This is a genomic window from Gilliamella sp. App6-5 (genome assembly GCF_001690525.1).
GTDB classification, from domain to species: domain Bacteria; phylum Pseudomonadota; class Gammaproteobacteria; order Enterobacterales; family Orbaceae; genus Gilliamella; species Gilliamella apicola_H.
This window is the reverse complement of sequence record NZ_LZGT01000083.1, coordinates 28,257-42,806: the sequence shown is the minus strand read 5'-3', so window position 1 is coordinate 42,806 and position 14,550 is coordinate 28,257. Positions and strand designations below refer to the sequence as shown.

Below are 14,550 nucleotides of genomic sequence, written 5' to 3'. Positions count from 1 at the left end.
ATTGAGGTTTGAATAATTCTAATTTATGATTGGGGGTATCAAAAAAAGTGATAGGTCGCCGTGCAATATGAATTTTAAGGGATTACAAATTTTTTAAACGATTTATGAACTTAACAGCCTTAATAAAGCAGCTAAGATTTTGGGCTATACGCAATCAAATTTAACGGCTCACTTAAAAAAGATAGAGCATGAGTTGCAAGCACCGTTATTTATTCGAGGTTTTGATGGTGTTAAACCAACCCCAAAAGGGCAACAGTTTTATCATTTTACTTTGCAAACTTTGGAGCAATTTTCGCAACTTAAGCACTCCTTTAAATCTAAACGTAAAACCTTATTAATCTCGGAACTATTATTTCAATTAATTGTTATAGAAAATGCAAAATATCACATTGAATCAACAGAAATAGTTATTAAACGAACGGATGACATATTTAATGAAATTAATCAGCATTGCTATGATGAAATTATTACTTTTAATCAATTAAATCATCAAGATTATTGTTTAATAGTGAATCAGCAGTTACCTGTTGCTTTTTTGCAAAGTCAATCAGTTTTAGAGAATGATCATCTACCAATATTGATTAATAATGATGAGCATTGTCCACTGCGAACTAAAACGTTAGCTTGCGGTTATCCACCTGAAAAAATGATTACGGTGGACTCGTTAAGTCAATTATTAAATCTTGTTGAAAAAGGGCAAGGTATAGCACTTTTGCCAATCTTTTTAATAAAAGATAAATTCAAAACGATCAATAATAATCGTGACTTTATTCAATTTTATTGTTATCAACATTCTTCGGTTTAATCCCGATAATAATCATATTATTTTTGTAATAATTTACTGTGGTACTGACGTCGATATTCAGTGGGTGTTCGCTCTGTCTTTTTTTTAAAAATCCGACAAAAATAATTACTATCTTTAAACCCCGATGCTAGAGCAATTTCTTTTATATTTAGATCATAATCCTTTAATAGCAATTTGGCATATTCTAAGCGAATATGATTTAGATATTCATTTAACCCTATTTTTCCCTCGCTTTGAAATAGGTGTGATAAGTAATTGGGTGAAATGTAAAACATATTTGCCAAAAAGTCACGCGTTATATCTTCACGAAAGTGTATATCGATATATTGGCGAATAGCTTCATATAGGCTGGTTGTTTTGGATGAAGTTTTGATTTCGGTATTGAGCAAATCTAACGTATTGCTAAGTAAACTGTGAATCAGGTAGTAAGCAGTTTGATTTTGTTTACATGATTGTTTTTGCCAAATGAGTTCATTCAGTGCTTGAATAATAAATGTACCAACCCGAGGACCACGTCTTGGCGTGTTAATTTGCCCAAGTGAAATTAGTTGTGTACCATCCCAATGCAATAAGCTTATACTAATTTGTTGTTTACCAAACAAGATGTTTAATAAAGTAACTGGGCTTGTCCAAATGGGTTTGTTCCAGCTTTGAGCGGAAATATATAAAAGATCATTAGTCGATAATATTTTTTCAATAATTTTTCCATTGTTATCCGTCCATTGCATTTGTTGCGTTCCTTCTAATATGATTTCAATTTGCGGAAAGTCGACGGGGTGGGTATGCAAAAGGGCGCAATTGCTGTTATTTACAAAATAGATATGATTGATTGTTTGCTGACGAATTACAAACTTGGTTAATGCGTTGTTGATGGATTTTGTCATAAGGATAAATTAAGTGGTGTAGTTTTATTTAGATTATATACAGTTAAAAAAAGATGAAAATTTTTATAAATCGTTTTTATTTAATAAGTTATTTTAAAGTTTTAATTGTGTGATCTAAGTCTCATTTTTTTATATAGCGTACAAAAGTCCAGTAAATGGCAAGTTCGTCTTCTAGGCGGTAGAGTTATTTTTTTTTACGATGTTTGTTATGCAAATGTTGTTATATGTTAACAAGTGATTGTTCATTCTGAATTAGGAGTTAATCATGGAATTATATTTAGATACCGCCGATATTGCTGCCATCAAACGTTTAGCTAAAGTGTTGCCTATTTGTGGCGTGACCACTAATCCGAGCATTGTGGCAAAATCAGGTAAGCCAATTTTTTCGTTATTAGATGAATTACAAGAGGTGCTAGGTTCAGATAAATTGCTGTTTGCCCAAGTGCTTTCAAGTAATGCCGACGAAATGATAAAAGAAGCTCATCAGCTTAGAAAGACGGTGCCGTCAATTGTGACTAAAATCCCTGTTAATGCGCAAGGCTTGATTGCAATAAAAGCACTAGCCCAACAAGGTATTCCTACGTTAGGCACGGCTGTTTATGGTGCAGGACAAGGCTTTTTGGCAGCATTAGCAGGAGCTAAATATATTGCACCTTATGTCAACCGCATCGATGCTCAGGGTGGAAATAGCAAAGATACCGTGCTTGAGTTGCAAAAATTGTTAGATTTGCATTGTCCACAGTCGATGGTATTAGCCGCCAGTTTTAGAACACCAAGGCAAGCGTTAGATTGTATGCTTGCGGGTTGCAAGTCTATTACGTTGCCAGTAGATGTGGCAGAACAGTTTATTTCTGATCCAGCTGTGGATGCAGCAATTACTAAGTTTAATCAAGATTGGTGTGGTGCTTTTGGTAAGTTAACGTTTTAAATTTATTTGACAATTAGTTTTTTGCCTGAGCTTGTTCTTCCACTATTAGGTCGAACAAGTGTATCTATTTTTTCAATTGTAAAAATAGCATAACTCTAACATTTTTTGTTGTATGATAATTTTAATTAACAATAAAAATAAGGGTGGACATGATGGATGAAAAAAAACAAAAAATCAAAATAAACAAAAAAGTCATTGTTAATGCGTTATTAACAGTATTGAATGTTGAAAAAATCTCACCGAGCTTTATTCGCATTGAGTTTGGTTGCAATAAAACAGTTAATATTGATCCATTATGGATTTGTCCGTATTTAAAATTGTTGTTCCCAGATCCTTTAACTGGCTTAATTGAGTTTCCGCAGCTTGATGCAAATAATAAAATCCTTGTTGACGATAAGTTGCGTCAGCTTGTTCGTAGCTATAGCGTGCGCGAGTTTGATCACGTTGCCAATCAATTTTTTGTTGATTTTGCCATTCATGACACTGGTTTAGCTTCGGTTTGGTCGCAAAAAGCTAAGGTTGGCGATCAAATTGGTTTGATTGGCGCTGCCGGTAAGTTGAAATTTACTGATGATTGTTTGGTGTTGATGGGCGATATTTCAGCGGTGCCTGCCATTTGTTATACACTTGAGCATCTTCCTAAAAAACAAAAGGTTTTTGCTTTTATGCAGGTTAATCATAAAAGTGATATGGTGTCATTGCCAGTTAATAAAAGTGTTGAGGTTAACTGGTTGGTGCAAAATTCGGATAAACCTCATCAGTTAATTGATGCGGTGATCAGTGCCGATTTATCAGGGCAAGATAAGTTATTATTTTGGGGGGGAATGGAACGTTCGTTGGCACAAGCTATTCGTCATGCCGTTAAGGATAAGTATACACATTTGCAGCCAGATGCTTTTCATATTACTAGCTATTGGCGAGAAGGTTTTTCCGAAGGCGAATTTAAGCATCGTGAATAATGAGTGTTGCTATTTTATGAATATTTTGGCTCATTTACATTTGGCTACGTTGGCGCGTAGTTCGTTAATTGGTAATACTGTGGCGGATTTTGTTAAAGGTGATCCTTATTTAACTTATGATCCCACTATTGCTGATGGCATTATGTTGCATCGCAAAATTGATAGTTTAACTGATAGCCTATTTGAAGTTAAACAGGCCAAATTGCTATTTCGAAAATCGCATCAGCGCGTTGCTCCCATTACGTTAGATATTGTGTGGGATCACTTTTTGTCAAAACATTGGGCTAATTATGGAGTGCTGCCCAGTGTGGCTCTATTTAATCAAGTAACAAAAGCGCATATCCTGCCTTATATTGATGCTTATCCGGCCGATTATCAACATTTTATGAACGCGATGTGGCAAGGCGCATGGCTCGAAAATTATGCTTCTATCGATTTTGTCGGTGATGTGCTAAGTCGCATGGCCAATAGACGGCCAAAGTTGTATTTGTTAAGAGAAACTATTGTTGATATTAAACAACATTATGCACAATTGGCCTCGCTGTTTTTTGTGTTATATCCCAAAATTTGTTTAACGGTAAAAGAAAGCATGAGCTAAGATGGATTTTGCTGCTACCGGTTTAAGCTGTTGTCCTGCCACTTAAACCGATAGTGGTTTTGGGATATTTACTGTCAATTTGGCAATATCAGTTTGCCATCGTTTGTTTGGATGACATCATTGCGGTTTGGCGTTTGCGTTATCGATTTTAAATTTTTACTGGTTACTTGTGGAGCATAACCACTTTTGCCACCGCGCGCTTTGGTGCGCACTATTTGGCTTACCGGTAGTGTGGCGTTGGTGGTTAAATTGGCCCATAACCATTCAATGGCATCTTCACCATAATAATCAATGGGTAGTAAAGTGTTGTCAAATGGTGGTCTGCCGTCTAAGTAACTGGCATTTTCAACTTCAATGTATCGTAATTGCGATTGTTTTCCTTCAACTAAACTATTTAAAGCAACATAAGCACGCGATGTATAGTTGGGTAACTGTTTAACATTATTGCGTCCATGTACAATAAAAGTTTTTATACCATTTAAGTTGCCCGATGCCATAACTTGTTTTATACCTTGCTTAACGCGCGGATCTTGCGATTTTTTATAAACACAAATTGCGCCTTTAGTACCATAATCAACCGTATTTTTGGTTTGCGAACTAGAATAAAATTCACGTCTTGGTGTGTTGAGATCTTCGTTTTCAACCAGATCCAAAACCGTTGCATCTCGACCATTCCAAAGCGGCAAATGTCCGTTTGCCATTCCCCATATTTGTTCAAACGAAATTTCTTCTAATGGCGCGACTTTCCCACTGTAATATATTGGATTTTGCTGGGTACTGGCGACCGAAAAATCACACATGTTTTCGGTGACATCGTATTTGCCATAAGCACTAATATATTGGTAAGGTAAACCAATGGATTCAGTATAGTAAAAATACGGTAGTTGAATGTCCATCTCTGGCGTCCAGCCATATTTGTGTAGTTTTTCTAGGGCTTCTTCGGGCGTGCCTGTCGTGAGTAATTTTGCCTTTTTTAGGGCATTACAGCGTTGTTGTGAATAAAGAAAATAACTGGCATAAGGCACGTAAGCATTGTCTTTATAAGGTTTTATTGCGGGAATTGCACACGGTATATATAATGCGCCATAAGCACTGTAATTGGCAATGGATTTGGTTTCTAGCTTTTGTTTGTTGCTGTTACCTATTTTGAGGGTAACTCGGGATTTATCAATATTTGGCTGAATTTGTGGATTAACTGCCACAATGCCGTCTATCATATTTTGGTCATCCAATTCGCCTGCTTTTAATGCGGCACCGCCGCCATCACTCGCTCCATAGACTAACACAAGGGTATTGTCTTTATTAAATATAACCTGTTTATTGGGCGAAAACATGCTATTAAGTTCATAAAAGGCAAACTCAAGAGATTTTAGTACATGTTCGCCCCAGCGTGCTTCGGCATTGATTTTTGAGTGTAGTTGTTTTATGGCATAGCGATGGGGATATTTTTGAATATATTTTTCTTTATTCTTTATCGAAGGATGAAATAAGATATTACCGTTATCCACGTCGCCCCATACGGTAAAACCAAGCTTGCGTTTGATATCATAAATGCCATTGCCTAATCCTTTGTCGTTATAGACCACTGCGCAGTTGTGCCTAAGTCCCCATAATCCACGAATTTGTACATCTTTGGCATTGAGTACTCCGTCTGAATCACTGGCAGGAACGGCAACAATGCAAGGTTTGTTTTTGTCAAAATCAATCGGAATTTGTAGCAACATGCCTACGCCGTCTTGTCTTTGTACCGCTAATATTTCGGTACCGGCAATTTTGCCGTCAAACAAAGGCGTTAATTCTTGCTTTCTAAAACCGAATAATGTTCCCTCGCCAATTTTGGTGTCAATATAGCGATTTAATTTGGCTTGTCGTCGTTCTTGAAAGTGTGGTTTGCTCGGAACTTCGACTTCAGGAGTAATAATGGTGGTTGATAACGGCGTAAAGCCCAGTCCAGCGGTAACAAGATCGTTGCTATCGCCATCATAATAAGCCAATGTACTGCGAACTAACCACTTAGGTTTGTGGATTGTGTTGTCAATTTGGACTGAGGTATCACTGTTAGTGTCAATCTTGGTATTGGTTGTAGCTGTAACTGTTTTGTTGTCGACTTTTATGCTGGTATCTGTGTTTGTCCCAGATGTGGTCGCTTTTATCTTTTTAACTGGTTCGGTTGATTCTGTCGTGTTGGCCTGTGCTACTGATGGTAGGGTAACACCAGCAAAAAGTATCAATGAGGCTAACATTTTTATCTGTTTCATTTGGAATTCCATTACAATCATATTTATCAGATTTAATTATTATATCTTGCAAAAAAATAAGTCGTTTCTTAGTAATTTAATACGTCCATTATGATGATTTTAGTTTTTAATGCGCGATTATACACTATATTTTTGTTATTCGTTATTAGGTAGATTTAAATTGCAAATTGCCCAAAAGGCAGCGATGATTTTTTCAGATAACCGTCTCTTTTGTACGCAAATACCTACATCAAATGGTTCCATTAAGTTGGTAGACCATTCGGTTATGCGTTCTCTTACTCGCTCTGGACTGTTGTCCATTACAACTTTTGGCAATAAAGCGACGCCACATCCTAAAGCAACCATCGATACAATGGCTTCGTGCCCCGCAACTGTTGCATAAATTTTGGGATTGGTGATTTTTTTTTGCTTAAACCATAAATCGATACGGTGGCGACTTGGCCCGTGTTCTGGCAATATAAACGGAATATTATGCCAATCAGGTTGTTTTTGATGTAATTTGTCGCTAAATGTGCTGTTAAGTTTGGGGATCAGCAAGACCATTTCAATTTCACCAAATTTTAAAAACTCAATGCCAGTTGGGAGTTGTTTAGGTTTGCCAGCAATGGCTAAATCGGCTGCATTGGCTTGTATCTTTTCAACTGCGTCGGCGGCATCACCGGTTGAAAGCTTGATTTCAACAAGTGGATAGTGGCTCCTAAAGCGATCGAGTATTTCGGGCAAGTGGCTATATGCGGCCGTGACCGAACAAAAAAGCGTAAGTTCGCCGACAAGCTGTTGGTTGGATTGATCTAAATCATATTTTAGCTGTTGGTGCATGTTTATTACTTGCTGAGCAAAGCGTTTGACTTTTTCGCCAACTTGAGTGATTTGTACTTGCCTGTTATCGCGAATAAATAGCGGATGACCAAAATGTTCTTCAAGTCGTTGGATCTGTCTTGATAAGGTTGAAGGGCTAACATGCATGGCATGTGCGGTGATACCAAAGTGACAGGTTTCGCATAAATGTAGGTACAATTTTAAATCACGAATGTTCATAGCAAGTTCCGGTTTTATACTAAAACGCATAGTTTCCTGAAACTTTTTGTCAAGAAGCAGTAAATTATGCATCACTTATTAGGCAAATATTATGCATAGATCAACAAATAAGGCAAATGGGCTTGTGCATAACATCAATGGCAAAATAGACAGATACCTGCTAAAATGGATGATTATTTTTGTGTGGATTAAAACAGTTTTATGACAGAACAAGCTTATTTAGACGAAGTTAATGCACGTCGCACTTTTGCGATTATTTCTCACCCCGATGCCGGTAAAACCACCATTACCGAAAAGGTACTTTTATTTGGACACGCAATCCAAACAGCAGGTACAGTCAAAGGCCGTGGCGCTAATGCCCAGCATGCTAAATCAGACTGGATGGAAATGGAAAAACAACGTGGTATTTCAATTACCACCTCTGTTATGCAGTTTCCTTATAATGATTGTTTGGTTAATTTATTAGACACTCCCGGACACGAAGACTTTTCTGAAGATACTTACCGCACGCTAACTGCGGTTGATAGTTGTTTAATGGTGATTGATGCGGCAAAAGGGGTAGAGGATCGCACACGTAAATTAATGGAAGTCACGCGTTTGCGTAATACGCCAATTTTAACCTTTATGAATAAGTTAGATCGTGATATTCGCGACCCGATGGAATTGCTTGATGAAGTCGAAAACGAGTTAAATATAATGTGCGCGCCGATTACATGGCCGATTGGTTGTGGCAAGTTATTTAAAGGTGTTTATCATTTAGCGAAAGATGAAACATATCTTTATCAATCGGGTCAAGGCCATACTATACAAGAAGTGCGAATTATTAAAGGGTTGACTAACCCTGATTTAGATTTAGCGGTCGGTGATGATTTAGCACAGCAACTGCGCGAAGAGCTTGAATTAGTGCAAGGGGCTTCCAATGAATTTGATCTAGATGCTTTCTTGTCGGGTGATTTAACGCCAGTCTTTTTTGGTACGGCATTGGGTAATTTTGGGGTTGATCATATGCTTGATGGCTTAACTGCTTGGGCACCAACTCCTCAACCTCGTCAAACCGATAAACGTGAAGTTGAATCATCAGAAGAAAAATTCAGTGGTTTTGTCTTTAAAATTCAAGCTAATATGGATCCTAAACATCGTGACCGCGTGGCATTTATGCGCATTGTATCGGGTAAATATGAAAAAGGTATGAAGTTACGTCATGTGCGTATTGCCAAAGAGATTAATATTTCTGATGCCTTAACATTTATGGCCGGTGATCGTGAACATGTTGAAGAAGCCTATGCCGGTGATATTATTGGTTTACATAATCATGGTACGATTCAAATCGGTGATACCTTTACGCAAGGCGAAGATCTGAAATTTACTGGTATTCCTAACTTTGCACCAGAACTATTCCGTCGCATTCGTTTAAGAGATCCTCTCAAACAAAAACAATTATTAAAAGGACTTGTTCAACTATCAGAAGAAGGAGCGGTACAAGTATTCCGCCCATTAGCAAATAATGATTTAATTGTGGGCGCTGTTGGTGTGCTACAGTTTGATGTGGTTGTTGCACGTTTAAAATCGGAATATAACGTTGAAGCCATTTATGAGCCTGTCAATGTGACAACTGCTCGTTGGGTTGAGTGTAGTGATGTAAAAAAATTAGAAGAGTTTAAGCGCAAATGCGAGCAGAACTTGGCTTTAGATGGAGGAGATAATCTTTCTTATATTGCACCAAGTATGGTTAATTTGAATTTGACCGAAGAACGATATCCTGATGTTGAATTTCGAAAAACTCGGGAACATTAATTGTATTTATCACATAATAGCGGAATTTATCATCATGCCTAGGTGTTTTGATAAATTCTCTTTCTATTCTTTTTAAAACTTATTTTTTTACAACAAAGTCAAGCGAGTGAATATGATGGATTTGAAAAATAAAAGAGTAGTGAATTTAATAATTGGTAGTTTTATTGGACTATTAACTATGACTACTTCACCAATATCTTTTGCTATTGAAAATAAACTTGCAAGACCAGTTTTGTTAGAAAAAGTACAACAAAGCGATCGTGACAAGCGTCAATATGAAGTGATTGAGCTCTCAAATAAAATGCGAGTGCTGCTTGTGTCTGATCCTAATGCAGTTAAGTCACTCGGTTCATTGGCGTTGCCTGTTGGATCATTACAAGATCCGCAAAATCAGCAAGGATTGGCACATTATGCTGAACATATGGTGCTAATGGGATCAAAAAATTACCCAGAGCCTGCTAGCTTTTCTCAGTTTTTAAGCCGTCATGCAGGTAGTTATAATGCTAGCACTGCGGCACATCGAACCGCGTTTTATTTTGAGATTGAAAATAGCGCATTTGATAAAGCACTCGATTATTTAGCCGATGCGATTGCTGAACCTAATTTAGATCCTAATTTTGCCGATAAAGAACGCAATGCTGTTAATGCTGAAATGACTATGGCCAGATCTAATGATGGTTTTCGAATTGGACAAGTTGATTCCGAAACAATTAATCAAAATCATCCAGCTTCGCAATTTTCAGGCGGTAATTTAGAAACGTTAAGCGATAAAGACGGTAGTAAGTTGCAAGATGCATTAGTTGGATTTCATCGTAATTATTATTCCTCCAATATTATGGTAGGCGTGATTTATAGTAATCAGTCAATCAATAAATTGGCAAAATTAGCTGAAAGCACTTTCGGAAAAATTCCTAATAAAAATATCAATGCGCCTAAGGTTGATAAACCAGCAATCACTGCTGATAGTTTAGGTAAGCAAATTGCCATGATACCAGCTCAACCCAAAAAGTTATTGTTGTTGCAATTTCCAATCGAAAATAACCTGTCTAAATTTACAAACAAGAGTGATGAATATATTGCTTATTTAATTAGTAATCGTAGTCAAAATACGTTGGCTGATCAGCTACAAAAACAAGGATTGATTGAAGGTATTCAAGCGGGAAGCGATCCGATTCGCTATGGTAATAGTGGCATTTTTAGTATCAATGCGACTTTAACTGATGAGGGGCTTGCACTAAAAGATAAAATTATTGGGGCTATTTTTAATTATTTACAGCTGATGCAAAAAGAGGGAATTTCTGACACTTATTATCAAGAAATGCAAAAAATGTTAGCGTTAGGGTTCAAATATCAAGATGTTGAGCGTGATATGTCATATGTAGAATGGCTATCAGATCAGATGTTATTATATCCCGTACAAAACGTATTAAATTCAGATTATGTTGCTACTTATTTTGATAAATCAGCCATTACGGCACGTTTAAAAAGTTTGACGGCAGATAATGCTAGAATTTGGGTGATCGCACCAAATCAAACTACCAATAAGACCGCTTATTTTGTTGATGCACCGTATAAAGTGGATAATATCACCCGCGATCAAAAATCGAATTGGGCAACGTTAGGCAAGAATTATGCGTTTAATCTGCCTGAATTAAATCCTTATATTCCCGATGATTTTTCAATTATGAAGCAAAATCGTGATCAAGCTCAACCCGCTGAGTTTAGTAACCGTGGTAATCATATCCATTTTGTTAGTCAGTATTTTAATAATGAACCTAAAGCTGCTATTGTTGTTTCGTTACGCAACAATCAAGCTTTTAGTGATGCTAAATCAGTGGTAACATTTGATTTGCTTGACTACATTGTTGGTCGTGATTTAGCTAAGTTACAGTTTCAAGCTGGCGTTGCCGGTATGTCATTGTCAACAAGTAGTGATAATGGATTGATGATCACAGCGAGTGGCTTTAATCAGCATTTATCCGAAATGGTTTTGACAATTCTTGATAGTTACAGACAAGTTAATATTGATGAACAAAGTTTGGCTTTGGCTAAATCATGGTATTTGCAACAACTTGACGCTGCTGAGCATGCTAAAAGCTATTTATTAGCCATAAACCCAGTAAAAGCCTTATCGGTAATGCCACGTTATTTTGAACGAGGTGAAAAACGTAAAATTATAGACAATATCAGTATTGATGATATTTTAGCTTATCGGGATCAGTTGTTAACAAGTTCAGTACCTTATATGCTAAGCGTTGGTAATTTATCAAATGATCAATCATTAGATCTTTATCATGCCATTCAAAAAACGTTGGTTCGTAGTGCAGAGTTTACTCCGATAGAAGATATCAAAATCAAAAATGCATTAACAGCTAGGCTCACTCAGCAAGCTAAAACAACTGATAATGCTCTGATGATGAGCTATATCCCTGCTAATTATGACCAAATCACCGGACGAACATTAAGTTATCTACTGTCAAAAATTATTTCACCATGGTTCTATGACCAACTGCGCACTAATGAACAGCTTGGTTATGCTGTATTTTCTCAACCAGTGACCGTAGGTGAGTCATCAGGAATTGGGTTTTTAATTCAAAGCAACCAATATGATCCAGCTTATTTGCTAAAACGTTATCAAGAGTTTTTCCCAATCATGCTAAACAAATTGCAAGCATTATCGAAAGACGATATTGAGCAATATAAAAAGGGTGTGCTTGATGAATTAAATATGCCGCCACAAACATTGGATGAAGAGTTAGGGCGTTATATGGCAGATTATCGGTTATCTCGATTTGCTTTTGACTCTAGAGCTAAAAAAATAGCGCAGGTAAAAAAAATAACCAAGCAAGATTTGATTGATTTTTATACTCGAGCTGTAATGGAGTCAAAAGGTTTTGTTTTTGCTTCTCAAGCATTAGGTAATATCGCTGATTTATCAAAACAACCACAAGCAATAACCGAGTATACCGAGTTTGAAAACGCATCGGCTTTACAACAAATTTTGTTAAAATAATAGACTCAAATGTATATTAACCCGAACCATTTTGACAAAAATTGGCATTGTTATCACCTTGTGATACACTGCCAAAATCCCAATAGTTTGAGTGTATTATGATTACTGGATCGATTGATTATTGTGCTATAGGTCAGCGTCTACGTGCGTATCGGATTGCTGCCTCTTTGAAGGCTGAAGATGTCGCAGAAAGTCTTAAAATTTCAAGAGCAGCAGTCTATCGGTTAGAAAAAGGTGAAATCGTTAAAATCGAAACTTTAGAGCGATTGGCATCTTTACTCGATACGTCTTTTGCAAGTTTGCTTGGCATTGATACCGAATATTATTCGAGTGGTGAAGGTTTTTTTGAGCGCATGCGTCAGTTAGAAGAGCAATCAACGCATATCTATTCTCACTTCGATCCTTTTTCATTTTTATTAACTTCACCTGATTATCTTTCTCATTTAGCTCTGATGCTCAATGAATCAAGCGAGTTGATTGAACATCAAAAATACTCAGTCATCTTGTCGATTTTAAAAGAACGTAAAAAGCAGTTTCATCAATCAGTCCCAAAGGTGATTAATTTAATTAGCTTACGTAATGTAGAGCGGTTTTTGCATATTGGTTTAGTGGGAAATTTGACAATTTCGCCAGGCAAGAAGTCAGAAAGGATGTTATTAGCACGTAAAGAAGTTTATCATTTAATTGAGCTAATAGAACAACAATCCTTTATGCCAACCATTGCTATTACGCAAGAAGCAATTCCATCAATTGCTTTTCAGATTTTTTATCAAGATGGAAATCCTATTTCATTAGCGATGAGCCCATTTCGATTAGGTGAGTTACCTAATGTGACTACTGGTATTGCATCAATCACGTCATCTTATGATGCCATTAAACGGTATCATCATTTATTTGATAAGTTATGGCAAAATAGCGCTAAAGATAAGCAAGCAATTGATTTATTAAAAGCGACGTTAGAAAAATTTTAAAGAATATTAAAGAGAGTCATTATGTTATCCTTAACATTACAACCAATAAAAAAATTTAGTGGTACGATTAATTTGCCAGGTTCAAAAAGTGTTTCTAATCGTGCGTTATTACTATCAGCATTAAGTAAAGGTAATACTCGTTTAACTAATTTACTGGATAGTGATGATGTGCGTTATATGCTTGATGCACTTGCAGCATTAGGTGTTAAGTATCAGTTATCGCACGATCGCACCATTTGTGATGTTCAAGGTGTAGGGGGGATGTTGCAATTTGACCATACATTAGAGCTTTTTTTAGGCAATGCTGGTACGGCAATGCGTCCTTTAGCTGCTGCATTATGTCTTGGCTGTAATAATATTGTGTTAACTGGCGAACCTCGTATGAAAGAACGTCCAATTGGCCATTTAGTTGATGCATTGCGTCAAGGTGGAGCTAATATTGATTATCTTGAAAATGAAGGTTATCCACCACTACATATTCAAGGTGGTTTTATTGGCGGTAATATCCAAGTTGATGGTTCAGTATCTAGCCAATTCTTAACCGCGTTGTTAATGGCTTCGCCACTGGCACAAAATGATACTGAAATTACTATCATTGGTGATTTGGTATCTAAACCTTATATTGATATCACTATCAAAATGATGGCTATTTTTGGTGTATCGGTCACAAATCACAACTATCAAAAATTTACGGTTAAAGCAAATCAGTGTTATCAATCGCCGGGGCATTATTTAGTTGAAGGCGACGCCTCATCGGCTTCTTATTTTTTAGCTGCCGCTGCAATTAAAGGTGGTACAGTTAGGGTAACGGGCATTGGTAAAAAAAGCTTACAAGGTGATACACAATTTGCCCATGTGCTTGAAAAAATGGGTGCTACAGTGACTTGGGCTGATGATTATATTGAATGTTCACATGGTGAATTACACGGTATTGATATGGATATGAATCATATTCCTGATGCAGCAATGACGATAGCAACAACGGCTTTATTTGCTAAAGGACCAACTACAATCCGTAATATTTATAATTGGCGAGTTAAAGAAACTGACCGTTTATATGCAATGGCAACTGAATTGCGTAAAGTAGGGGCAACAATCGATGAAGGCAAAGATTATATTACTATTTTGCCACCTGTTAAATTAACCCATGCCGAAATTGAAACTTATAACGATCACCGTATTGCTATGTGCTTTTCACTCGTGGCGCTTTCTGATACAGCTGTAACAATATTAGATCCTAAATGTACCATGAAAACTTTTCCTGATTATTTCGAACAATTTAAACGATTAAGCGAAAAATAA

The 14,550-nt window shown here is 36.7% G+C and carries 11 protein-coding genes; 8 read left to right on the top strand and 3 right to left on the bottom strand.

Annotation, left to right across the window (positions count from 1 at the left end):
* Positions 1 to 100 precede the first annotated feature (100 nt).
* The gene (locus tag A9G24_RS10210) at positions 101 to 805 is read left to right on the top strand and encodes a LysR family transcriptional regulator (protein WP_081303167.1); all 705 of its coding nucleotides are present in this window, start codon (positions 101 to 103) and stop codon (positions 803 to 805) included.
* A 17-nt stretch (positions 806 to 822) separates the two neighbouring features.
* On the opposite strand, the gene A9G24_RS10205 is transcribed toward A9G24_RS10210, so the two are convergent.
* Positions 823 to 1,689, bottom strand: a complete 867-nt coding sequence (locus tag A9G24_RS10205) for a helix-turn-helix domain-containing protein (RefSeq protein ID WP_065638916.1) — start codon at positions 1,687 to 1,689, stop codon at positions 823 to 825.
* 265 nt (positions 1,690 to 1,954) lie between these two features.
* Between A9G24_RS10205 and fsa the strand changes: the two genes are divergently transcribed.
* The 3 genes from fsa to A9G24_RS10190 all read left to right on the top strand — a co-directional run bounded on the left by fsa (position 1,955) and on the right by A9G24_RS10190 (position 4,174).
* Positions 1,955 to 2,617, top strand: a complete 663-nt coding sequence (gene fsa, locus A9G24_RS10200; protein WP_065638915.1) for a fructose-6-phosphate aldolase — start codon at positions 1,955 to 1,957, stop codon at positions 2,615 to 2,617.
* A gap of 149 nt (positions 2,618 to 2,766) precedes the next feature.
* On the top strand, positions 2,767 to 3,576 hold the full coding sequence (locus tag A9G24_RS10195) for a siderophore-interacting protein (RefSeq protein ID WP_081303166.1): 810 nt from the start codon (positions 2,767 to 2,769) through the stop codon (positions 3,574 to 3,576).
* A gap of 16 nt (positions 3,577 to 3,592) precedes the next feature.
* Positions 3,593 to 4,174: an acyl carrier protein phosphodiesterase gene (locus A9G24_RS10190; protein ID WP_065638942.1), complete on the top strand. Its 582-nt coding sequence runs from the start codon at positions 3,593 to 3,595 to the stop codon at positions 4,172 to 4,174.
* A gap of 74 nt (positions 4,175 to 4,248) precedes the next feature.
* On the opposite strand, the gene A9G24_RS10185 is transcribed toward A9G24_RS10190, so the two are convergent.
* Positions 4,249 to 6,432, bottom strand: a complete 2,184-nt coding sequence (locus tag A9G24_RS10185) for a 3-hydroxybutyrate oligomer hydrolase family protein (protein WP_065638913.1) — start codon at positions 6,430 to 6,432, stop codon at positions 4,249 to 4,251.
* 135 nt (positions 6,433 to 6,567) lie between these two features.
* Entirely contained in the window at positions 6,568 to 7,470 is a 903-nt protein-coding gene (ilvY, locus tag A9G24_RS10180; RefSeq protein WP_065638941.1) for an HTH-type transcriptional activator IlvY, read from the bottom strand.
* A 201-nt stretch (positions 7,471 to 7,671) separates the two neighbouring features.
* Here ilvY and prfC point away from each other — a divergent pair, with 201 nt between their 5' ends.
* The 4 genes from prfC (at position 7,672) to aroA (ending at position 14,550) form a co-directional block, all read left to right on the top strand.
* Positions 7,672 to 9,264: a peptide chain release factor 3 gene (gene prfC, locus A9G24_RS10175; protein ID WP_065638912.1), complete on the top strand. Its 1,593-nt coding sequence runs from the start codon at positions 7,672 to 7,674 to the stop codon at positions 9,262 to 9,264.
* Between the two features lie 112 nt (positions 9,265 to 9,376).
* Positions 9,377 to 12,277 carry a pitrilysin gene (gene ptrA, locus A9G24_RS10170; protein ID WP_081303164.1) on the top strand — a complete coding sequence of 967 codons (2,901 nt, stop codon included), beginning with the start codon at positions 9,377 to 9,379 and terminating at the stop codon, positions 12,275 to 12,277.
* Positions 12,278 to 12,375: 98 nt separating this feature from the next.
* Positions 12,376 to 13,248 carry a helix-turn-helix domain-containing protein gene (locus tag A9G24_RS10165; RefSeq protein WP_065638911.1) on the top strand — a complete coding sequence of 291 codons (873 nt, stop codon included), beginning with the start codon at positions 12,376 to 12,378 and terminating at the stop codon, positions 13,246 to 13,248.
* A 21-nt stretch (positions 13,249 to 13,269) separates the two neighbouring features.
* On the top strand, positions 13,270 to 14,550 hold the full coding sequence (aroA, locus tag A9G24_RS10160; protein ID WP_065638910.1) for a 3-phosphoshikimate 1-carboxyvinyltransferase: 1,281 nt from the start codon (positions 13,270 to 13,272) through the stop codon (positions 14,548 to 14,550).

Coding starts and splice junctions, on each gene's coding strand:
- A9G24_RS10205 (WP_065638916.1), bottom strand. CDS start 1,689: ATGACAAAATCCATCAACAACGCATTAACCAAGTTTGTAATTCGTCAG.
- fsa (WP_065638915.1), top strand. CDS start 1,955: ATGGAATTATATTTAGATACCGCCGATATTGCTGCCATCAAACGTTTA.
- A9G24_RS10195 (WP_081303166.1), top strand. CDS start 2,767: ATGATGGATGAAAAAAAACAAAAAATCAAAATAAACAAAAAAGTCATT.
- A9G24_RS10190 (WP_065638942.1), top strand. CDS start 3,593: ATGAATATTTTGGCTCATTTACATTTGGCTACGTTGGCGCGTAGTTCG.
- A9G24_RS10185 (WP_065638913.1), bottom strand. CDS start 6,432: ATGAAACAGATAAAAATGTTAGCCTCATTGATACTTTTTGCTGGTGTT.
- ilvY (WP_065638941.1), bottom strand. CDS start 7,470: ATGAACATTCGTGATTTAAAATTGTACCTACATTTATGCGAAACCTGT.
- prfC (WP_065638912.1), top strand. CDS start 7,672: ATGACAGAACAAGCTTATTTAGACGAAGTTAATGCACGTCGCACTTTT.
- ptrA (WP_081303164.1), top strand. CDS start 9,377: ATGATGGATTTGAAAAATAAAAGAGTAGTGAATTTAATAATTGGTAGT.
- A9G24_RS10165 (WP_065638911.1), top strand. CDS start 12,376: ATGATTACTGGATCGATTGATTATTGTGCTATAGGTCAGCGTCTACGT.
- aroA (WP_065638910.1), top strand. CDS start 13,270: ATGTTATCCTTAACATTACAACCAATAAAAAAATTTAGTGGTACGATT.